Here is a 20,478-nt window from a genome sequence, read left to right as displayed (position 1 = left end):
AAAGAGCGCCCGATCGGGCATACCCGACCGGGTATGGGCCGTTCGGTCGACGGTCGGTCGTACCCGCCGCCGAGGCGGTCTTGCGCCGGCCGTGAATGGTAATCGCATCGTTCGCGGCTATCGGAGAGCGGGAATTCTTCCGAAGTCCGGAAGGCGACACTCCACTGGCGCCGAGCGCTGTAGCGCTTTCCGAAACGGATTCGTACCCTGTTCCCGGACGTCAGGGGTCGATGGTGGGAGGGGTCGATAACGCTGTTCACCACCCCGCTCGCTGATCTTTCGGACCCGACGCGATGAGCCGGAATCCGTTCGACCTCCCCTCGGATCGGGTGATCGCCCTGCCCGAGGCGCGCATCGACGCGTTGGCCACGGTGATCGCCCGTGACCAGAGGGAACTGGTCGCCGTCGTGCACCGTCCCTCGGTACGCCACGCGATGCCGGCCGACGTCGTGCACGCGGCCGTGGATCGACTCGAACAGGTCGCGGTCGAGCTGCTGCCGGCCTGGCTGCCGGAAGCGGCGCAGACGACCCGGCCGGACACCGCCGGCCTGGCCGCAATCCGGGCCGCCGCCGGGGCACGGGCACGTCGTGACCACTACCCGGGCACCTTCCTGCCGGACCTGGCCGTCTTCGCGGTGAGCGCTCGACGAGCCCCCACCACGCTCCCGCTGCGTACCCGGGCCGCCGCGCTGACCCGCCTCGTCGCTGACGCGTTCGGTCGGCGCACGGTGGTGATGCTGGTCGAACCGGACGCCGCCGACGCCGCCGTGGTCGCGGCCGGGGCCGGGTGGCTGGTGCACCACGGTGGCCCGGCCGTCTGGCTGACCGGAGAAGGTGCCGCCCGGGTCGAAGGGCTCCCGGCGTACCGGGTCGAGATGCCGCCGCCGTCACCCGCACCGGCCGGCCAGTCGGGCCAGGCGGTCGTCGGGAAGCCCCATCCCGCCAGCGACGTCGAGAAGCTGCTCGAAGCGGCGCTGGCCGCCGAGAGCTGGGCGGCCGGGCGGCGATGGAACCAGAGCCACCAGTCCCATCCACTGAGCGCACCGGTCCGGCTCGACCTGCTGTGGCCGGACGAGCGGTGCGTGGTCGAGATCGACGGTCCGGAGCACTGCCGGCCCGATCGCTTCGAGGCCGACCGGCAACGGGACGTCCAGCTCCAACTGGACGGGTACGCCGTCCTGCGCTTCACCAACGCACGAGTAATCCACGACGTCGGCGCCGTGGTCCAGCAGATCGGTGCGTATCTGCGGAACCGTCGCCGGGGCATACCGGAAGGACCTCTTCATGGCCGGCGATGACCTGACCGCATCCGAGAGCGCGATCCTCGTCGTGCTCATGGCCGAGGCGCGGGAGGTGCTGAACACCGAACTGCGTCAGCGGTACGGCCTGGACGTCCGCAAGCCGCAACGGGACAAGCTCACCCGCCTGCACTACGTGGCCAGCCGTAAGAGCGGCTCGACCTACGCCCTCCAGCTCGACGACAAGGGCTGGGTCCGGGTGCAGACCGAGCTCGACTTCACGCTGCGCGGGGCATCGGCGCTCGGTGCGGCGCTGACCGCCCTGCACGGCAACCTTCGTGACCGCGTGCTGGCGCGCAGCGGCTGCGCCACGCTGACCGAACTCTTCGCGCTCAGCGACGTCCGCGCTCCGGCACCCACTGCGGCGTACGAGCCGATCGGGTCGGCGTCCGAGCCGGCCGGGCCGCTGCGGGCCCGCGTGGTCAGCGCCTACCGTGCGCTCGCCGCCGAACCCGGCGCCTGGGTGAGCCTGCGGCGGCTGCGCCCGTTCTTCGCCGACGTGCAGCGGGACGACCTGGACGACGCGCTGCGCCGGCTCATCCGCGAAGAGGGCGTCACCCTGGTCCCCGAGTCCAACCAGAAGACGCTCACCGAGGCGGACATCGCGGCGGCCCTGCGGGTCGGCGGGCAGGACAACCACCTCTTGGCGATCGGCGTGTGATGCGCGAGGCGGAGCACGCCGCGCTGGCGGCACTGCGGTTCAACTGGGCACCGGTTCCCGACGACGTGTGGCAGCCACTGCCCTTCCACGTCGAGGGGCTGCACGAACCGGTCCTCCGGGAGGTGCTCGCCGCCGTGGCCGAGGCCCGCAGCGGCACCGGCGGCAGTCCGCTCGGCCTGGTCGTGCAGGGCCAGCGCGGGTCCGGCAAGACCCACCTGCTCGGTTGGGTACGCCAGCAGGTGCAGGACGAGGGCGGCTACTTCTTCCTGGTCAGCCTGCTGGACGCCGGTACGTTCTGGGACAGCGTGCTGGACGCCATGACAGACGGTCTCCAGCGACCGGTGCCCGGCACCGGGGAGACCCAACTCAAGCTGCTGCTGCGTCGTCTCTCGATGCGGGTCGGCGCACCCCGTGCGGTCCGCCGAGCCGTGATGGGCGAGACCGAGCTGACCCGGGCGGCGCTGGACGCCTTCCTCAACGGGCTCGGTGCCTTCGACCGACACGTGGCCCGGACGTGCCAGGAGACCGCCCGAGCGTTGGCGCTGAACGCCTCCGAGGACATCAACCAGCGCGACGTCGCGGAGAACTACTTCACCTGCTCCGAGGAGGTGACGCCCGGTGAACGCGCGGCCTGGGGGATGCGCCGTGCCCCGCGTACCGCCCAGCAGATCGTGCAGGAACTCTCCTGGCTGCTGGCGCTCACCGGTCCGTCGGTGGTGGCGATCGACCAGGTCGACACGCTGATCGCCCAACTCGCGATCCAGAGCGACCCGACCGTGGTGGGTGCCGCCGCGATGAGTCCCGAGCAGGCGCTGATGCTGGCCCGGATGGCGGACGGACTGATGTCGCTGCGCCAGACCACGCGGCGGACCCTGACGGTCCTGGCCTGCATCCCCAACTCGTGGACGATCATCAAGTCCACCGCCGCCGACACGGTGGCCGACCGGTTCCGGGAGATGCCGAAGCTGCGCCGGATCGACGACGCCGACCTCGCCCGAGCGATCATCGAGAAGCGCTTCACGCTGCGCTACCAGGACGTCGGCTTCGTGCCGCCGTACCCCTCCTGGCCGGTGTCCCCGCGTGCCTTCGCCGAGGCGGGGACCTTCACGCCCCGACAGCTCCTCATCGAGATCGACCAGCACATCCGGGCCTGCCTCGCCGACGACGAGCTGCGGGAACTGGTCAGCCTCGGCGAGCCGCCCGCCGCGGAACCTCGCGCACCCCGGCCCGACCCGGTCACCGCCTCTGCTGGGGAGACGGACCACTACGACGCCCGGTTCGCCGAACTGAGAGCCGCCGCCGACATCACCGCACCGCTGGCGCGTACGTCCGAGGACGCCGCGATGCCGCCGCTGCTCGCCGCCGGGCTGACCGCGTGGATCCTGGAACGAGGTCAGGCCGGAGAGGCGTTCAGCGTCGACCCGCCCCCGAGCACCAACCCGCCGCTGCACGCCCGACTCCGGCTGACGCTCGACGAACGCACCGAGGACCAGGTGCACTGGTGCTTCCGGGCGATCAGCGACGAGCACCACGGCAACGCCGCGCTGGCCCGACTCCGCAAGGCGTGCGTCTCCGCCGCCCTCACCGGCGGCCTGCCCAAACGCAAGCTGTTCCTGCTGCGTAACCGCGAATGGTCGACGAGCGCGGGCACCCGGAAGGCCACCACCGCCTTCACCGAGGCCGGTGGGCAGACCATCGGCATCGACGACGAGGACCTGCGTACCCTCTCGGCGCTACAGGTCATGCTCGGTGAGGCCACCATGGAGCTACAGGGATGGCTGGCCGACCGCCGACCCACCCGGGACCTCAAGTTCCTGCAACACGCGCTCGCCGACGTGGACAACTGGACCACGGACGGCTCGGACGGCTCGGACGGTTCACACGGTTCGGACGGTTCACACGGTTCGGACGTCTCGCACGGTTCGGGCGGCTCGGACGGTTCGGACGGTTCGGACGGTTCGGACGGTTCGGACGGCGAGCCGACCTCACCGCCCGCCGACAGCGCCCAGCATGCCGACGGTGCTCAGCCGACCGACAGCGCCCAGTCGGCCGCCGCCGGGTCGCCGGGCGAGCCGGCTTTCACGATCGGGTACGGATACGACGACGACGCGCCCGCGCCGCTGGCGCTCGAAGCACTCCGCAAACACACCACGATCTTCGCCGGCTCGGGCTCGGGCAAGACCGTGCTCATCCGCCGCATCGTCGAGGAGTGCGCCCTCCAGGGCGTCTCCGCCATCGTCCTCGACCCCAACAACGACCTGGCCCGCCTCGGCGAAGGTTGGCCCACCCCACCGGCACAGTGGCGGCCCGGCGACGAGGCCAAGGCGCAGGACTACCTCGCCCACACCGACGTCGTCGTCTGGACGCCACGGCGTACCTCGGGCCGCCCACTGAGCTTCCAACCGCTGCCCGACTTCACCAGCGTCCGCGACGACCCGGACGAGTTCGGCGAGGCGGTGGAGGCGGCCGTCGCGTCCCTCGCGCCCCGCGCCCTGGTCACCGGCCGGGCCACCAAGGCACACCTGGGCCTGGCCGTGCTGCGCAAGGCCGTCGAACACTACGGCCGACGCGGCGGCTCCCGTCTGAAGGGACTCATCGACACCCTGACCGACCTGCCCGACGGCCTCATCGACCTCGACGACGCCGACAAGATCGGTCTCGGTCTCGCGCAGACGTTGACCGCCGCCATGGTCAACGATCCGCTCTTCGGCGGCGAGGGCACCCCGATGGACCCCGGCGTCCTGCTCACCCCGACACCTGGCAAACGGGCCCGGATCTCCGTGGTCAGCCTCGTCGGTCTGCCCTCCGACGACGTACGCCAGAGCTTCGTCAACCAACTCCAGATGGCGCTCTTCGCCTGGATCAAACGGAACCCGGCCGGAGACCGGCCGCTGCTGGGCCTGCTCATCATGGACGAGGCCCAGACCTTCGCACCGTCCGGCGCGATGACCGCCTGCACCCAGAGCACGCTGGCCCTGGTCGCCCAGGCGCGGAAGTACGGACTGGGGCTGATCTTCGCGACCCAAGCACCGAAGGGCCTGCACAACCGCATCCCCGGCAACGCCGCGACGCAACTGTACGGACTGATGAACAGCCCGATCCAGATCGAGGCGGCCCGCGAGATGGCCCGCGCCAAGGGCGGGGACGTACCCGACATCTCCCGGCTGACCGTCGGCGAGTTCTACCTCGCCGCCGAAGGCGCCGCACCGCGCAAGATCAGGACTCCACTCGCGCTGAGCCACCACCCGCGCAGCCCGCTCACCGTCGAGGAGGTGCTGACCCGCGCACGCGGCACCGACCGCACCCCGCCCGAGCACGACGAGTAGGTCCACCCCGCCACCTCGCCGGTGTCGGTGCTGCTCGCTAGGGTGCCGGCGTGGATGACGATAGTCGTACGTTGCCGGCCGCGCTGGCCGAAGCCCATGCCGGAGAGTTCGACTACCGCGACGGCGCCGGCGTCGACTTCGAGCCGTACCCGCAGTTCATGGACCCGGACGAGACCGCCGACTGGTGGCGGTCCTGGACCGGCAACACCGACCTGGACGGGTCCGAGTTCCGCGTCTTCGGTCAGGACGGCACCGGCGGACTCGCCGCATTCTGGCTGGTACGCGCCGATGAACCGGTCGAACGGCAGCCGGTGGTGTTCCTCGGCTCCGAGGGCGAGACCGGGGTCGTGGCGCCGGACCTGGGGAGCTACCTGTGGCTGCTGGCGGACGGCTTCGGTCCCTGGGAGGCGGCGCAGCACCCGGAGCACGAGCACGAGCCGCAGCCGGACCCGCGTCTCACCGAGATCGCGCAGCGCTTCGCACCGGATCGTCGCCGGTCGGCGAGTGAGGTGGTCGCGGCGGCACGTGCGGAGTTCCCCGACTTCGACACGCAGATCGACGCCCTCTGCCGATAGCGCGTGTGACCAGGCCATCGCCCGCTTGATCATGCGAGTAGCTGGAAAAGTAGAACATGCGGTTCTACGCTTGCGTCCATGGAGCGCATCGGCGTGCGGGAACTGAACCAGAACACGAGCCAGGTGCTGGCTCGGGTGAGCGGCGGCGAGACCGTCGAGATCACCGACCGTGGACACCCGATCGCCCGACTTGTTCCTGTGAGTGACGACAGGTCGATGTTGGCCAAGCTGGTGGCTGCGGGACGGGCGGTCGCCCCGACCGGTGGCGGTCCGGTTCCGCTTCCGCCGAGGCTCGGCGACGAGAATGCAGATGTGGCCGCCAGCCTCGCCGCGATGCGAGACGAGGAGCGCTGGTGATCTACCTCGACTCCGCCGCTGTCATCAAGCTGGTGCGCCAGGAGGCATGCAGCTCCGACCTGGTCTCCTGGCTCAACAGCCACGACGATGCGCCGCTGGTCTCATCCGCTCTCGTCGAGGTGGAAGTGCCCAGAGCGCTACGCCGGTCTGCTCCGCAAGCCCTGATCGGAGTGCCAGCGACCGTCGGCCGGCTCTTCCGGTTGGAAGTCGACAGCACGATCCGCGCGACCGCGGCCGCATTCACCGAATCGACGCTGCGCAGCCTCGACGCTATCCATCTCGCCACGGCCCAGGTCCTGACCAGCGAGTCTGGAACGGCACTCATCGCCTTTGTCACCTATGACCGGCGACTGCTCGAATCCGCCAAGCAAGCGGGATTGCCCGTGGCGAGTCCCGGCCAGGACTGAGCTGCCGGTTTCCGGTACGCACCCGGCGATCCGCTACCGGGACGTTTGACCAGTTCAAGGTAGTTTCGCTCGGCCAGGTAGGTGGTACCTCCCGGCGACGCCTCCAACCTTGACGTACCATCGAGCGTACGTTCGACCGTACGTTCTGCTCGTGGGGGCCAAGATGAAGGTGCTGACAATCAGCGACGTTCGCAAGAACCTCGCCGCCGTGGTCGATGCGGTGATCGACGATGCCGAGGAGTGCGTCATCCCACGCGGCGGTGGCAAGGCTGTCGTCATCGTGTCGCTCGACGAGTGGAACGCCATGAACGAGACGCTGCATGTTCTTGGTTCCGCCTCGAACGCCCGCCGACTACTGGAGAGCATCGCCCAGGCCGATGCCGGCCTACTCGAGGAGCATTCACTCGACTCGAAGTCCTCATCTCCGAAACCCGGCAAGGAAGCCGCGTGAGCCTGCGCATCGTGTTCACTCCCAACGCGTGGGAGGACTACGACGGCTGGTTGCGCCGGGACGTGAAGATGGCCCGCCGCATCAGCAAACTGATCCTCGACGTTCAACGTGATCCACACGGCACCGGTCTCGGCAAGCCCGAACTGCTCAAAGGCCCGCTCTCTGGATGGTCGTCCCGCCGCATCAACGACGAACACCGGCTCATCTACCGCGTCCGTGGCGGCGACCTGGAAATCGCCGCCTGCCACGGCCACTACCTCGACAAGTAGAAGCTGCTCACCCCAGCGCCCGCCGACACGGATCGGTGGGCGGCGGCGTTCCGCCTTTCCCGCCCGCGAACGAGTCCCTGCCCGCGAACGAGGGTGAACAGCATGCGAGCCGTCGCCCCTCATCAGGGCTCGGTGGTTCGCATGCAGGATCGAAGTGGGCCGCCAGGGACTCGAACCCTGAACCTATGGATTAAAAGTCCACAGCTCTGCCATTGAGCTAGCGGCCCGCGCGCTCAGGTTACCGGACACTGCGGGGAACGGGCTCGCGGCTGTCGAGCAGCCGTCGATGTCCGCCGGTGCGGGCTGGTGGATCGAGGCTGGCAGGATCGGCTCGGACGTCGGTTCGACTGGGGGAGGCGAGCGTGCCGGAGAGCGTACGGGTCGTGGTGCTGGCCGGGGGTGTGGCGGCCACGGGGCTGGTGGCGGGGTTGTTCTTCGCGTACGCCTGCTCGGTCATGCCGGGGTTGGCGGCGACCGACGATCGGACGCTGGTCGGCACCATGCAGTCGATCAACCGGAAGATCATCAACGGCTGGTTCATGTCGGTGTTCCTGGGTGGGCCGGTGCTGGTGGCGGTGGCGGTCGTCGGGTATTTCGGTGACGGCGGGGCGGTGCTGTTTTGGTTGGTCGCCGCGCTGGTCCTGCACCTGGTGACGTTCGGTGTAACGGCGCGGTGCAACGTGCCGCTCAATGATCAGTTGGACGCCGCCGGGTCGGTCGACGGGATCACCGACCTGGCGGTGGTCCGGCGTCGGTTCGAGGTGCCGTGGGTGCGCTGGAACCTGGTCCGCACGGGCAGCTCGGTCGGGGCGTTCGCCTGCCTGATCGGGGCTCTGCTGGCCCGGTAGCGCCGCCGGCCGGGTGGCCTGCACGGAGAGCGTCGTCGGTCGAATCAGGGGCGCTGGGCGTGCGCGGAAGCACCGTCGGGAGAGCGGGGCGCGCGTGCGGAGGCCGTCGGCCCGGTGCGACGTCCGGGCGGCAGCCAGATGGGACGCGTGGAAAGCGGCTGACCGGGTACGGACCGGACATGCGGATCGTGGTGGTGGGCGCGAGCGGCAACATGGGTACGGCACTGCTGCGCCGGTTGTGGAGTGAGCGCGGCGTGGAGATCGTCGGGGTGGCGCGGCGGCTGCCGCACGCGGGGGCCGGTGAGCCGTACGAGGGGGTGCGGTGGCACTCGTGCGACATCGGGCGGGCTGGTGCCGCCGACGAGTTGACCGAGGTGTTCGCCGGGGCGGACGCGGTGGTGCACCTGGCTTGGCAGATCCAGCCGAGCCACGACCGGCAGGTGTTGCGGCGTACCAACGTGGGCGGCAGCCGGGCGGTGGTGGACGCGGTGCTGCGGGCGGGCGTACCGGCGCTGGTGTACGCGTCGTCGGTGGGGGCGTACGCGCCGGGGCCGAAGAACCTGCCGATCAGCGAGCGGTGGCCGGCGACCGGGGTGGCCGCGTCGTCGTACAGCCGGGACAAGGCGGCGGTGGAGGAAATGCTCGACGGGATCGAGCGGACCCACCCGGGGCTGCGGGTGGTCCGCCTGCGGCCGGGGCTGATCTTCCAGCGGGAGGCGGGTACGGAGATCAGCCGCTACTTCCTCGGGCCGCTGGTGCCGGTGCGGCTGCTCCGCTTCGGGCGGCTGCCGTTGGTGCCGGCCAACCGTCGGCTGCGGATGCAGGCGGTGCACGCCGACGACGTGGCCGACGCGTACGCGCGGGCGATTCTGGGTGACGCGCGCGGCGCCTTCAACGTCGCCGCGGACCCGGTGTTGACGCCGGAGCTGGTGGCCCGGCACTTCCACGGCTGGACGGTGCCGGTGGCCGCCCCGGTGCTGCGGACGGCTGCCGCGCTGACCTGGCGGGCCCGGCTGCAACCGGTCGACGCGGGGTGGGTCGAGCTGGCGTTGAGCGCGCCACTGATGTCCAGCGAGCGGGCCGCGACCGAGCTGGGCTGGCGGCCACGGGTGGACGCGGTCACCGCGCTCAAGGAGTTGGTGGCCGGCATGGCCGAGCGCGCCCACACGGCCAGCCCGCCGCTCTCCGCCACCCCCGACCTGCCCGGCCGCCCCGCCGCCCTCCTCAAGGCCCGCCCCGCCGGCCAGGGCAACCCCTACTGACCCCACCCCGCCCCGCGCCCGCGCCCGCCCCCGCCGCACGGTCACCTTCCCGCGATCATGGACTTGTGGCTGTCACGAAAGCTGCGAAAGCGGGCAGAAGGAGCGCCACAACTCCATGATCGACAGGTGGATGGACGGTGTGGCGGCGTCCCCGCTCGCTCGCCTGTCGCCTGCTGCGATCATGGAGTTGTGGCCCCCGCAAAAGCCGTGAAAGTGGGCAAGATGCGGACCACAACTCCATGATCGACGCGGGCAGGCCGCGGCGGGGCGGGCCACGGCGGGGCGGGCCACGGCGGGGCGGGTCACGACGGGCGCAGGCGGGGCAAGCCACCGCGCGGGCAAGCCACCGCGGGCGGGGCGGGCCACGACGGGTGGGGTCAGCGGACGGTGGAGGTGGTGATGGTGGGGGCGGAGCCGGCGCCCTGGTAGAAGATGCCGGGGTGGGTCTGGAAGCCGTGGCTGGGGTTGCGGCGCAGGGTCGAGTTCTCGATGCGCAGTGTGCCGGTGCGGTTGTTGCTGACGAAGAAGATCGCCCCGCCGCCCTCCTTGGCGTCGTTCCCCTCGATCATGGTGCCGGCGACGCGGACCGAGAACTCGTTGCCGTCGGTGTAGATCGCGCCGCCGCTGCCGCCGCCGGGGGTGCCGGAGCGGGCCGGGTTGGCGCCGGTGCCGACGGCGGCGTTGTCGCGCAGCACGCTGTTCAGGATGACCCAGGAGACGCCGATGCTGCTCAGTGCGCCGCCGTTGGCGCAGGAGCCGCCGGTGAAGGTGCTGCCTGTCACGTACACGGGTTGGCCGTCGTGCTGGTCGAGGACGCGGATGGCGGCGCCGCCCACGTCGGGGCCGGTGCGGTCGCAGCGGTTGCCGACGAAGTGCGAGTCGACCACCTTGAGCCGGCCACCGCGTACGAAGATCGCGCCACCGCCGCCACCGTCGACGCGCTGGCCGGTGGAGTCACCGTCGGCGAAGGTCAGGTTCTGCACGGTGAGCTGCGGGTGGTCCTGGTTCTGGCAGCGTGCGGTGGTCCAGCCCTGGAGGACGTCGCAGGTGTTCATGTAGAGGATGCGGCGCTTGCCCTGCCCGCTGAGCGTGATCTTGCCGCCGCCGTCCAGCACCACCTTCGGGCCGTTGGCGTTGCGGACCTTCGCGGTCGCCGCCATCTTGATCGTCAGCGGGTCGGGGCCGCAGTCGAAGGTGATGATGCCGCCGGCCGCGACCGCCCGCACCACCGCTGCCGAGGTGCAACTGGCCGGGGTGCCGTCGCCGACGGTGCGGGTCGGGTTCGAGGTGTCGACCGCCTGGGCCACGGCGGGTACGGGTGCCGCGTCGGCCGGGGGCGCGCTGTCGCGTACGCCCGGACTGCCGGCCGCCCTGGTCGGGTCGGCAGCGGCGGCGGGGGTGCTGAGCGCGGCCTGGCCGGACGGGCTCGTCTCGGCACTCCGGTGCTGTCCGGGCGGTACCTCGGCGGTCGGCTCGGCGGGGTCGCCGCCGGAGGCCGGCTGTTGGACGCTTCGCGGGTCGGCGCGGGGTACGGACGGGCCGCCGCAGCCGGTCAGACCGACGGCGACACCGAGCGCGACCACGGGGACAAGGGATCTGAGACGCACCAGGTGATGCTAGAGGTCCGCGCCCGGGCGCGGACCCCTCAGGTGATCGGCGCGTGGTGCAGGTGCCGGCGGCGGCGCAGTCGGACACTGAACACGCCCGCCACGGTCACGGTCAGCAGCAGGGTGACCGCCAGTCCGTGCAGGACGCCCCGGGCCAGGTAGCCGTCGTCGACGTGGTCCACCGCCCAGGTGGCGATCTCCCGGCTGGACCAGAACGGGGTGAGTTTCGCGCCCTGACTGGCCGGGTCGAGCAGCATCTGCATCGCCACCACGGTGAGCAGCAGCAGGGTGCCCTCCAGCTCGCGGGGGAGCAGGGCGCCGATCAGCATGCCGAACGGCGCGGCCACCGCCACGCAGCAGAGCATCGCCACGGCGATCCCGGCGTACCGCAGGTTGGTCGTGTCGAGCACGGTGAGCAGGAAGAATGGCACCGCGATGGTCAGCCCGAGCGCCCACAGGCCGAGCATCCGACCGAGGTACAGGTGGTGCGGCCGGTAGCCGGCGAGCCGGAGCCGGGGTTCCAGCTCGCGGGCGGCGCTGGTGGCGAAGAGCGCGGCGGTGCTGACCGCCCAACTGATGCCGAGGAACAGCGCCCGGATCGACTGCCCGACGTGCGAGTCCCGCCGGATCATCCAGAAGACCAACGGCATCAACAACAGGAGCAGGAGTACGCCCCGACGACGCGCCAGTTCCCGCAACGTCATCTCGGCGACGGTGGCCAGCCGCTTCACGCCCGACCTCCCTGCTCGGCGGAGGTCAGATCGAGCACGATGTCGACCCGGTCGAGTTGGTTGAGCAGGTGCGTCACCACCACGATGGCCTTCCCCTCGTCGCGCAGCCGGGTCAACTGGTCCCAGAGGTTGACGTAACTGCCCTGGTCGAAGCCCTGGTACGGCTCGTCGAGCAGCAGCACGTCCGGTTGGGCGAGGGTGGACATGGTCAGGTTCAGCTTCTGGCGCGTACCGCCGGACAGGTGGCGGGCGAGCACGGCGCCGTCGGCGTCCCAGCCGAGGTTCCGGGCCGCTGCCCGACCTGCCCGCCGGGCCGGACCACGAGCCACACCCTGACCGGCGCCGACCAGCACGAAGTGCTCGTCGGGGAGCAGGAAGTCGGCGGTGCCGCCCTGCTGGGGGCAGTAGCCGAGCCGGCCGGAGACGGTCACGTCACCGCTGTCCGGTGAGATCAACCCGGCGCAGATCCGCAGGAAGGTGCTCTTGCCGCAGCCGTTCGCACCGACCACGGCGGCGATCTGTCCGGCCCGTACGGTCAGCGAGGCGTCCCGCAGCACCGGACGCCGCCCGTACCGCTTGGTGATGCCCTTGGCGGCCAGACGCACCGGCCCGGGACGCGGGCCGGGCGCGGTGCCGATGCTCTCCACGATCGCGGCGGCGTACGCCTGCGGCGGCCCGAAGACCTGCCACGGGTCGCCGCCGCCCTCGCGCAGGTGTGTGGCGGCCTCGGCGACCACGTGCCGGGCGGCGTCGGTCGCCACCCGGCGCTGGTGCAACTCGGCCGCGAACGCCCGCAGCCAGTCGTCGGAGTTCACCTCTCGACCCCCTTCGAGACGATGCCGGTCACCGGCGCCACGAACGTCAGCCAGGCGTTACCGCCATTGTGCAGCGCCGCCCGCCCGTCGTCGGTGAGCTGGTAGTACTTGCGGGCCGGTCCCGACCCGCCCTCCCGCCACTGCGCGGTGACCAGGCCGGTGCGCTGCAACCGCAGCAGCACCGGATAGAGCGTGCCGCCCTGGATCGGCCCGACGCCTGCGGCGTCGAGCGACTGGGCGAGCTGGTAGCCGTAGGACTCGCCCTCGCGCAGCAGGGCCAGCACGCAGAGGTCGAGCACACCTCGCAGCCATTGCCCACGACGATCGGGATCCACCCGCCGAACCCTAGTGGCGCTACCTAGATGGCACAACTACCTAGTTGGGCACGGAAGTGCCCCGGGACCGTTGCGGTCCCGAGGCGGCGGCGGCTCAGCCCGGCACGATGTCGGAGATCACCACGGTGACGTTGTCCGGTGCGCCGGCCTGGTGGGCCAGCTTCACCAACTGCTCACCGCACTGGTGGCGGTCGGTGTGCAGGCTCAGCGCAGCGGAGATCGCGTCATCGGTCACGTAGTCGGAGAGCCCGTCACTGCACAGCAGCAACCGGTCACCGGCCGCCACGGTCACCGAACCCATCGTCGGCGGCGCGTCCGCCCCCTGCACCGCACGCGTCACCAACGACCGCTGCGGATGGTGCCGGGCCTGCTCCGGGGTCAACGTCCCCTGGTCGACGAGCGCCTGCACGAACGTGTCGTCCCGGGTCAACTGCCGCAGCTTGCCCTCCCGCAGCAGGTAGCAACGCGAGTCACCGACCTGCGCCAGCACCAGCGTGTCGCCCGCGAGCAGGGCGGCGGTGAGCGTGGTGCCCATGCCGTCCCGGGCGGGCTCGGCGGCGATCGCCGCGTGGATGCGTTGGTTGGCGGTGCTCACCACGGCCCGCAGCGCGTCAGCGGCGGCGTCCGGGACGGTGGGCGGGATCAGCTCGTCCAGGATCCGGATGACGATCTCGCTGGCGACCTCACCGGCGGGCAGCCCACCCATGCCGTCGGCCACCGCGACGAGGCGCTCACCAGCGAGCGCGGAGTCCTCGTTGTTGGTGCGGACCAGGCCGATGTCGTTGAGGATGGCCGAGCGGAGGATCAGCGTCATGGGTCAAGCTTGCCAAGAACACCCTTCCCGCGTCTCTACGCACTACTGCGTAGGGTTGAGGAATGTTGCCGATGTCCATGGTCGGGCGCGCCGACGAGCTGGCTGAGCTGGGCCGGACGTGGTCCACCGTGGCTGGTCGGAGGCGTCGAACACCGGCCGTCGTGGTCGTCACCGGCGGCGCGGGCGTCGGCAAGAGCCTGTTGGTCGCCGCCGCACTGGACGAACTCACCCCACGACCGGCGGTGGTGCTCAGCGGCGCCGCCCGGGTGCACAGTCCGGCGCCGTACGACTGGCTGGCCGCCGTGCTCAGCGGACGCGACCCCGACCGGCTCGACCTGCCGGCCGACACCGTACCGCCCGACGCGCTGGCCTGGCTCGCCCAACAACCCACCGCACCCCGTGAGCGTTACGCCCCCGACACGCTGCTGCGTCTCGCCGTACGGGCCGTCCGGGTGCTGGTCGGCACCGGCCCGGCCGTCATCGTGGTCGAGGATCTGCACGCGCTCGACCCGGCCAGCCTCAACCTGATCGGCGAACTGGCCACCGCCACCGGCCTTCCCGCCCTGCTGGTGGTGGCCACCCGACCCGCCGCACACGCGGTCACCCCGGAACTCGCCGGCCGTACCCTGGCGCGCCTCTGCGGCGTACCCGGGGCGGTACGCCAGCACCTCGGGCCGCTGCGCCCGGTCGAGGTGGCCGAGGTGCTGACCCAGGTGTACCCCGGCCACCCGCTGCCCGGTCGACTGGTACGCGGTGTCTGGCGGAGCACCGGCGGCAACCCGTACGCGCTCACCGAGCTGCTCGCCGCGTACGCCGGACAGCCGCCCGAGGCGCTGCTCTCCCCGGCCGACGTCCCGCCCGCGTTCGACGTACGGCCTCGGTCTCGCGGTCGAGGTGTCCCGCCGGCCGAGCGTGGGTCCGGCGCGTCGACGGCCGAGCCGCTGTCCGACGCGTCGCCGGTCGGTGGTGGTCCGGCGACGTCGGGCTTGTCGGCCGAGTTGACCGGGCGGGAGGTGGAGGTGCTCGACTGCCTGGTCGCCGGGATGTCCAACAAGCAGGTGGCCCGTGCGCTGGGCATCTCGGTGCGGACGGTCACCGTGCACGTGTCCAACCTGCTGCGCAAGACCGGCTCGGCCTCGCGTACCGAGGTGGCGCTCTGGGCGGTACGCCAACGGCTCGCCGAACCCACTCCCGCCGAGATGTAAGGAGGGGACCCTTCCTATACACGAGGCGTTAGCAGGGGTCCCCTCCTTACACCCGGGGGTAGCGCAGGAGCAGGCTGGCGGCTACCTCCTCGTCGCCGACGGCGGCGTACAGGTGCGGCACGTCGGACGTCCAGCGCAGGTGGCCACCGGCGGCGGCGGTCAACGGCGCGTCGACCGGGCCGGCGCGTAGCACCCCGGCGAAGACGGTGATGTGCTCGGTCACCCCGGGTTGGTGCGCGGGGGAGAGCTGGCCGGGGCCGGGCACCACCCGCATCCGGTACAGCTCGTACGTGGCGTCCGAGTCGTCGAAGACCTCCAGCAGCGTCGCGCTGACCGCCGCGCCGCGTACGGTCGGCCCGGCCGACGGCCCGGAGAGCACTGCGGTCAGCGGTACGCCGAGCTGTGCGGTGATCGCGTACAGCGTCTCCAGGGTGGGGTTGCGGACGCCGTTCTCCAGTCCGGAGAGCGTCGCCTTGCCCACCCCGGCCAGCCGGGACAGCGCGGAGAGCGAGATCCCGCGTGCCTCGCGGAGGGCGCGGACCCGGTGACCGATCGCGACGGTGTCCGAATCTGGTGGTGGCTGCGACACCCCGCTATGGTGCTACACGCCGCTGTTCCGTAAACGGAACGGTTGGGAAGGGGTGGGGTCATGGCGGGACGGACACAGCCGATCCTCGCGGGAGTGGTGACCGCGCTGGTCGGGTTCGCCAGCTCGTTCACGGTGGTGCTGGCCGGGCTGCGGGCGGCCGGCGCGAGCGAGGCGCAGGCCGCCTCCGGGCTGCTCGTCCTCTGCGTCGCCTCCGGGCTCTGCGCCGCCTGGCTCGGCCTGCGACACCGGATGCCGTTGAGCATCGCGTGGTCCACACCCGGTGCGGCGCTGCTCATCGCGACCGGCCCGATCCCCGGCGGGTGGCCGGTCGCCGTCGGCGCGTTCCTCGTCTCGGGCCTGCTCATCGTCGCCGCCGGCCTGTTCCCGGTGCTCGGCCGCGCCGTCGCCGCGATCCCCAAACCCATCGCCGGGGCCATGCTCGCCGGGGTGTTGCTGCCGCTCTGCACCGCACCGGTACGCGCCCTCGTCGACGTGCCCCACCTCGCCGCTCCGGTGCTGATCTCCTGGTTGGTGCTGCACCGCTTCGCCCGGCGCTGGGCGGTCCCCGGGGCGCTGGTGGTCGCCGCCGCCGCGATCGCGCTGACCACCTCGGGCGGCGGCACCGGCGGACTGCGCCCGGTGTTCGAGCTGACCGCACCGGCGTGGAGCCTGTCGGCGCTGATCGGTGTGGCGCTCCCGCTGTTCCTGGTGACCATGGCCGCGCAGAACGTGCCCGGCACCGCCGTCCTGGTCGGCTACGGCTACCGGCCCCCGCTCGGCTCGGCGCTGCGGACCACCGGGCTGGCAAGCATGGCCGTGGCACCCGCCGGTGGCCACGCGGTCAACCTGGCGGCGATCACGGCCGCACTGGCCGCCGGACCGGACGCACACCCTGACCCGGACCGCCGCTGGATCGCCTCGGTGACCGCCGGCATCGGGCTGGCGCTGCTCGGCCTGGGTGCCGGGGCGGTCACCACGCTCGTCGGCTGGGCGCCCCCCGTACTGATCGAGGCGGTCGCCGGACTGGCCCTGCTCGGCGCGCTGGCCACCGCCCTGACCGCCGCGCTGGCCGACCCCACGGCACGGGAGGCCGCCGTGGTGACACTGGTGGTCACCGCCTCCGGGGTGTCGCTGATCGGCATCGGCGGCGCGTTCTGGGGCCTCGTGGCCGGCTGCCTGATGCTGCTCCTCTTCCGCTCCCGCCGCCCGACGCCGACGCCGTCGACCCCGGCCGCCGAGCCCGTCGCATTCGCTTCCGCCGGGGAGCCCGCCGCGTCTGCTCCGACCGTGACGCCCGGGCCCGCTCCGACCGGGGAGTCCGTGCCCGGGTCTGCTTCGGCCGGGGAGTTCGCGCCGGCAGCAGAGTCCGGCCCGGCTGCGGAATCCGCGCCGACCGCTGTCCCCGGCCAGACTCGGAAGTCGTGAGCGGCGCCGGGGCGTAGGCGGTGGTCAGTCCTCCGGGGGGAGGTCGGCGGCGAGGACGTCGAGCCGGACCTCTCCGTCGACGACGGTGTTGATCTGGTCGGCCAGCACGTAGACGGCGCCGGTGGGGACCAGTTCGGTGGAGACCTTCAGATAGCCGGTACGCAGCAGGCGGGCGGCCAGGTCCGCAGGCACGTCGGGTTCCTCGGTGGCAGCGGACTCGATCAGTTCGTCCAGGCTGCTGCCGGGGTCGGCGGTCGGCGCCTGCACGGTCACGGCGTTCGGGTCACCGCGCTGGACGAGGTCCACCGTGCCGACGTCGAGGCCGGCGGCGTCCACCACCCGCATGCCGGTGGTGACCCGCGAGACGGTGGCCTGTTGATCGATGCCCTGCTGCTCCATACCCCGCGCGGTTCCCGCCCCCCACTCCCCCTAAACCACCCACCCCCTCCCACCCCACCCGGTCCCCCCACCCACCCCACCCCCCACCCACCTGGTTGATCAAGAAGTTTGGGTCGCGCTCGCGGCGGGGGCGGGGCGCAAACTTCTTGATCAACGGGATGGTGGGTGGGGTGGGTGGGGTGGGTGGGGGGCGGGCGAACCGGGTGGGGTGGGGGTGGTCCAGGGGGATGGGGGGCGGGGGGAGAGTTCGCGCCAGGTGTCGGGGCCCTGGAGCAGCGCGCGTACCGTCTCCTCGGCGTCGTCGACGGTGTCGTACTCGTAGAACCGGGATGCGCCCTCGGCTCCGCCGGCACGCTGTTCCACGTACCAGCGGTCGGCGTCCGCTCGGAGGAAGACGTCCCGCCGGGCCAGCCGCCCCCATTTCCCGTTCCACCAGTGCTTTCGCTGCTCCATGGCGGGACTCTATCGAACATGTGTTCGACACGGGCCGGCCCCTGCGGGATTCCCACAGGGGCCGATGTGCGGGTGCCGGGTTCAGCGCCCGCTGGGCGGTTCCTCCCGGCGACCGAGCGCGTCGTCCAGGGCGCCACGCTGCTGGGCCGGGGTGGTCCGGCCGGCGGCGACCAGGGCGTCCCGGATCTCGGTGAGCAGCTTCACCTCCTCGCTCGGCGCCGAGGGCGGCGGCTCCTCGCCCCGCTTGCGGCGCTCGGCCAGCTTGTTCATCGGGAAGACGACCAGGAAGTACAGCGCCGCCGCGGTGAGCAGGAACGTGATCAGCGCGTTGACGAAGGCGACCCAGTCGAACGGGATGCCCCGAAAATCGGGCGCCGTACCCTCGAGGCCCTTGTCGCTTCCCGTGATCAGCACCACGAAGACGCGGATCAGTGGTTCCAGGAACGACTTGGTGAGCTGCGTGACCACGCCCGTGAACGCGGCACCGATGACGACGCCGACCGCGAGGTCGACGACGTTGCCGCGCATGATGAAGTCCTTGAAGCCCTTGAGCATCCGTACTCCTGAGGTGTCCGGTATTTCGTCGAGGACAACCTATGCCTTGGGTGCGGACTCCAGGAAAGCGCCAGCCTCCCGGGCCGCCAGCTCCGGGTCACCGGCCCGGATGGCGGCCACCAGGCGGGCGTGGTCGACGTGCCGGTCCGGTGTCAGGGCGTCGCCCATGGCCTGCGTGACGGTGCTGCGCAGGGCGGTGGCGACCGAGGCGTACAGCTCGGCGAGCATGCCGTTGTGCGCCGCCGCGACGACGGCGGTGTGCAGCGCGACGTCGGCCTCCACGAACTCGGCGACCTGGCCGCCGCGCCAGGCCGCCTCGCGGGCCGCCAGCGCGGCGTCGAGGGCGGCCAGGTCCTCGGCGGTACGTCGGCGCGCGGCGAGCCGGGCGGCCTCCACCTCGAAGGCGCGGCGTACCTCGATCACCTCGGTCATCCGGTCGTCGGTGAGGCGGCGGGCCACCACGGGTGCCAGTTCGTCGGTGGAGAGCACGTAGGTCCCGGAGCCCTGCCGGCACTCCAGCACCCCGGCGTGGGCCAGTGCCCGGACCGCCTCGCGGACCGTGTTGCGCCCCACGCCGAGATCCTCGACGAGTTGCGGCTCGGTCGGGATGCGGCTGCCCACCGGCCATTCGCCGGCCATGATCCGTCGCCGCAGCCGGGCGATGGTCTCGTTCGTCCGTCGGCCCCGAGGTGGGACGGCGGAATCAATCGCTGGTGGCACTGGTTACAGCCACTCGCAGGAATTCATCCCATGATTGTAGGTTCGAGGTCATGACTCCGCCAACCGCCGGCACCCCCGCCACCCCTGCCCCGACCGCTGGCGCCGCACCCGCTGCGAGCGGGGACAACCCGACCGGGAACGGGCCGGTGGGTGGGGCGGAGCGGACGCGTACGGGATGGCTGCTGCTGGTCGGGATGTTGCTGGTGGCGCTGAACCTGCGGGCCGCGATGACCAGCCTCGGCCCGCTGCTGGACGAGGTACGCGTCGGGTTGGCGCTCTCCGGCACGATGGCGGGCGTCGTCACCACCCTGCCGGCCGTGGCGTTCGCCGGGTTGGGGGCGACCACGCCGTGGCTGGTCCGGCGACTCTCCGCGCCGCGACTGCTGGTGCTGGCGATGATCGCGCTCACCGTCGGGCAGGTGCTGCGGGTGCTCACCGACTCCGCCGTGGTGTTCCTGGTCACCAGCGCGCTCGCGCTGGCCGGTATCGCGGTGGCGAACATCCTGCTGCCGATGCTGGTCAAGCAGTACTTCCCGCACCGGACCGGCCTGGTCACCGGGGTGTACATGATGACGTTGACGGTGGGGGCGACGGCGGCGGCCGCCGCTGCGGTGCCGGTGGCGCACGCCTTCGGTTCGTGGCGGGCCGGGCTCGGTGTCTGGGCGGCGCTCGCGGCGGTGGCCGTACTCCCGTGGTTGCCGGCGGCGCTGCGGACCGGTGGGGCCGCGCGGCGGGTGGGTCGGCACGGCGGCCGGGCCCGTGCCCGGATCAGCCCCGGGCGGACCCGGCTCGGCTGGGCGATGGCGCTGTACTTCGGTGCGCAGTCGCTGAGCGCGTACGCGATCATGGGCTGGCTGGCCGTGCTGTTCCGGGACGCCGGGTTCCGGCCGCAGGACGCCGGCCTGCTGCTGGCCGGGGTGACCGCGCTCGGGGTGCCGATCGCGTTGCTGATGCCGACGCTCGCCGGCCGGCTGAGTGACCTGCGGCTGCTGGTGCTGGCGTTGACCGCCGCCTCCAGCGTGGCCTATCTGGGGCTGGCGTTCGCGCCGCGTGGCGGGGCGGTGCTGTGGGTGGTGCTGCTGGCGCTGGGGCAGGGTGCCTTCCCGCTCATCCTGGCCACCATCGGGCTGCGTGCCCGCACAGCCGACGGCACGGTCGCGTTGTCGGCCTTCACGCAGAGCGTCGGGTACCTCATCGCGGCGCTCGGGCCGCTGCTGGTCGGGATCCTGCACGAGTCCACCGGCGGGTGGACGGCGCCGCTGGGCTTCCTGCTGGTCGCACTCGCGGTGCAGACCGGGGCGGGAATTGTCATCGCTCGCCCCCGATACATCGAGGACGAGCGAGGCCCGGCCGTGGCCGGTGGGTAGCGCGGTGGG

Annotated in this window: 23 protein-coding genes and 1 tRNA gene; 13 read left to right on the top strand and 11 right to left on the bottom strand. The window is 71.9% G+C overall.

Features of this window, described 5'->3' with window-relative positions; all coding sequences use genetic code 11:
• Nucleotides 1-293: 293 nt before the first annotated feature.
• The 8 genes from ABT008_RS18885 to ABT008_RS18850 all read left to right on the top strand — a co-directional run bounded on the left by ABT008_RS18885 (nt 294) and on the right by ABT008_RS18850 (nt 7,344).
• Nucleotides 294-1,298: an endonuclease domain-containing protein gene (locus ABT008_RS18885; RefSeq protein ID WP_350697517.1), complete on the top strand. Its 1,005-nt coding sequence runs from the start codon at nt 294-296 to the stop codon at nt 1,296-1,298.
• On the top strand, nt 1,285-1,959 hold the full coding sequence (locus ABT008_RS18880) for a hypothetical protein (protein ID WP_350697516.1): 675 nt from the start codon (nt 1,285-1,287) through the stop codon (nt 1,957-1,959). Before ABT008_RS18885 ends, ABT008_RS18880 begins: the two co-directional genes overlap by 14 nt.
• Nucleotides 1,959-5,285 carry a helicase HerA domain-containing protein gene (locus ABT008_RS18875; protein ID WP_350697515.1) on the top strand — a complete coding sequence of 1,109 codons (3,327 nt, stop codon included), beginning with the start codon at nt 1,959-1,961 and terminating at the stop codon, nt 5,283-5,285. The genes ABT008_RS18880 and ABT008_RS18875 overlap by 1 nt, the downstream gene beginning before the upstream one ends.
• Before the next feature lie 50 nt (nt 5,286-5,335).
• Nucleotides 5,336-5,860, top strand: a complete 525-nt coding sequence (locus ABT008_RS18870; RefSeq protein ID WP_350697514.1) for an SMI1/KNR4 family protein — start codon at nt 5,336-5,338, stop codon at nt 5,858-5,860.
• A 78-nt stretch (nt 5,861-5,938) separates the two neighbouring features.
• On the top strand, nt 5,939-6,217 hold the full coding sequence (locus tag ABT008_RS18865) for a type II toxin-antitoxin system Phd/YefM family antitoxin (RefSeq protein WP_350697513.1): 279 nt from the start codon (nt 5,939-5,941) through the stop codon (nt 6,215-6,217).
• Nucleotides 6,214-6,624, top strand: coding sequence for a type II toxin-antitoxin system VapC family toxin (locus ABT008_RS18860; RefSeq protein ID WP_350697512.1), 411 nt, complete (start codon nt 6,214-6,216; stop codon nt 6,622-6,624). The genes ABT008_RS18865 and ABT008_RS18860 overlap by 4 nt, the downstream gene beginning before the upstream one ends.
• 151 nt (nt 6,625-6,775) lie before the next feature.
• Nucleotides 6,776-7,075 carry a type II toxin-antitoxin system Phd/YefM family antitoxin gene (locus tag ABT008_RS18855; RefSeq protein WP_350697511.1) on the top strand — a complete coding sequence of 100 codons (300 nt, stop codon included), beginning with the start codon at nt 6,776-6,778 and terminating at the stop codon, nt 7,073-7,075.
• A complete protein-coding gene (locus ABT008_RS18850; RefSeq protein ID WP_350697510.1) occupies nt 7,072-7,344 on the top strand; it encodes a Txe/YoeB family addiction module toxin in 273 nt (90 codons plus the stop codon). The genes ABT008_RS18855 and ABT008_RS18850 overlap by 4 nt, the downstream gene beginning before the upstream one ends.
• Before the next feature lie 155 nt (nt 7,345-7,499).
• Here ABT008_RS18850 and ABT008_RS18845 read toward each other — a convergent pair.
• Nucleotides 7,500-7,571: transfer RNA gene (locus ABT008_RS18845), tRNA-Lys, on the bottom strand.
• Between the two features lie 135 nt (nt 7,572-7,706).
• On the opposite strand from ABT008_RS18845, the gene ABT008_RS18840 reads away from it, so the two are divergent.
• Nucleotides 7,707-8,192, top strand: a complete 486-nt coding sequence (locus ABT008_RS18840; protein WP_350697509.1) for an anthrone oxygenase family protein — start codon at nt 7,707-7,709, stop codon at nt 8,190-8,192.
• A 179-nt stretch (nt 8,193-8,371) separates the two neighbouring features.
• The gene (locus ABT008_RS18835) at nt 8,372-9,454 is read left to right on the top strand and encodes an NAD-dependent epimerase/dehydratase family protein (protein WP_350697508.1); all 1,083 of its coding nucleotides are present in this window, start codon (nt 8,372-8,374) and stop codon (nt 9,452-9,454) included.
• A gap of 377 nt (nt 9,455-9,831) precedes the next feature.
• On the opposite strand, the gene ABT008_RS18830 is transcribed toward ABT008_RS18835, so the two are convergent.
• The 5 genes from ABT008_RS18830 to ABT008_RS18810 all read right to left on the bottom strand — a co-directional run bounded on the left by ABT008_RS18830 (nt 9,832) and on the right by ABT008_RS18810 (nt 13,756).
• A complete protein-coding gene (locus ABT008_RS18830) occupies nt 9,832-11,061 on the bottom strand; it encodes a hypothetical protein (protein ID WP_350697507.1) in 1,230 nt (409 codons plus the stop codon).
• A 38-nt stretch (nt 11,062-11,099) separates the two neighbouring features.
• The gene (locus ABT008_RS18825; protein WP_350697506.1) at nt 11,100-11,792 is read right to left on the bottom strand and encodes an ABC transporter permease; all 693 of its coding nucleotides are present in this window, start codon (nt 11,790-11,792) and stop codon (nt 11,100-11,102) included.
• A complete protein-coding gene (locus ABT008_RS18820; protein WP_350697505.1) occupies nt 11,789-12,607 on the bottom strand; it encodes an ATP-binding cassette domain-containing protein in 819 nt (272 codons plus the stop codon). The genes ABT008_RS18825 and ABT008_RS18820 overlap by 4 nt, the downstream gene beginning before the upstream one ends.
• Nucleotides 12,604-12,942, bottom strand: coding sequence for a PadR family transcriptional regulator (locus ABT008_RS18815; protein WP_117229357.1), 339 nt, complete (start codon nt 12,940-12,942; stop codon nt 12,604-12,606). Before ABT008_RS18815 ends, ABT008_RS18820 begins: the two co-directional genes overlap by 4 nt.
• Nucleotides 12,943-13,036: 94 nt before the next feature.
• On the bottom strand, nt 13,037-13,756 hold the full coding sequence (locus ABT008_RS18810; RefSeq protein ID WP_350697504.1) for a PP2C family protein-serine/threonine phosphatase: 720 nt from the start codon (nt 13,754-13,756) through the stop codon (nt 13,037-13,039).
• Between the two features lie 71 nt (nt 13,757-13,827).
• On the opposite strand from ABT008_RS18810, the gene ABT008_RS18805 reads away from it, so the two are divergent.
• Nucleotides 13,828-14,961, top strand: a complete 1,134-nt coding sequence (locus tag ABT008_RS18805; protein ID WP_502890454.1) for an AAA family ATPase — start codon at nt 13,828-13,830, stop codon at nt 14,959-14,961.
• Nucleotides 14,962-15,007: 46 nt separating this feature from the next.
• Here the strand turns inward: ABT008_RS18805 and ABT008_RS18800 are convergent, their stop codons facing one another.
• Entirely contained in the window at nt 15,008-15,550 is a 543-nt protein-coding gene (locus tag ABT008_RS18800; protein WP_350697502.1) for a helix-turn-helix domain-containing protein, read from the bottom strand.
• A 60-nt stretch (nt 15,551-15,610) separates the two neighbouring features.
• Here ABT008_RS18800 and ABT008_RS18795 point away from each other — a divergent pair, with 60 nt between their 5' ends.
• The gene (locus tag ABT008_RS18795) at nt 15,611-16,975 is read left to right on the top strand and encodes a benzoate/H(+) symporter BenE family transporter (RefSeq protein ID WP_350697501.1); all 1,365 of its coding nucleotides are present in this window, start codon (nt 15,611-15,613) and stop codon (nt 16,973-16,975) included.
• Between the two features lie 24 nt (nt 16,976-16,999).
• Here ABT008_RS18795 and ABT008_RS18790 read toward each other — a convergent pair whose 3' ends face one another.
• The 4 genes from ABT008_RS18790 to ABT008_RS18775 form a co-directional block, all read right to left on the bottom strand.
• Entirely contained in the window at nt 17,000-17,374 is a 375-nt protein-coding gene (locus tag ABT008_RS18790; protein WP_396741267.1) for a hypothetical protein, read from the bottom strand.
• A gap of 150 nt (nt 17,375-17,524) precedes the next feature.
• Nucleotides 17,525-17,827 carry a hypothetical protein gene (locus ABT008_RS18785; RefSeq protein WP_350697500.1) on the bottom strand — a complete coding sequence of 101 codons (303 nt, stop codon included), beginning with the start codon at nt 17,825-17,827 and terminating at the stop codon, nt 17,525-17,527.
• Between the two features lie 81 nt (nt 17,828-17,908).
• Complete coding sequence (gene mscL, locus ABT008_RS18780) at nt 17,909-18,382, bottom strand: large conductance mechanosensitive channel protein MscL (RefSeq protein WP_350697499.1); 474 nt, start codon at nt 18,380-18,382, stop codon at nt 17,909-17,911.
• A gap of 39 nt (nt 18,383-18,421) precedes the next feature.
• Complete coding sequence (locus ABT008_RS18775; RefSeq protein ID WP_350697498.1) at nt 18,422-19,102, bottom strand: FadR/GntR family transcriptional regulator; 681 nt, start codon at nt 19,100-19,102, stop codon at nt 18,422-18,424.
• Between the two features lie 50 nt (nt 19,103-19,152).
• On the opposite strand from ABT008_RS18775, the gene ABT008_RS18770 reads away from it, so the two are divergent.
• On the top strand, nt 19,153-20,469 hold the full coding sequence (locus ABT008_RS18770; protein ID WP_350697497.1) for an MFS transporter: 1,317 nt from the start codon (nt 19,153-19,155) through the stop codon (nt 20,467-20,469).
• Nucleotides 20,470-20,478: the final 9 nt, after the last annotated feature.

It is taken from the genome of Micromonospora sp. NPDC002389 (genome assembly GCF_040296095.1).
Lineage (GTDB): Bacteria > Actinomycetota > Actinomycetes > Mycobacteriales > Micromonosporaceae > Micromonospora.
This window is presented reverse-complemented; position numbering and strand designations above follow the sequence as displayed.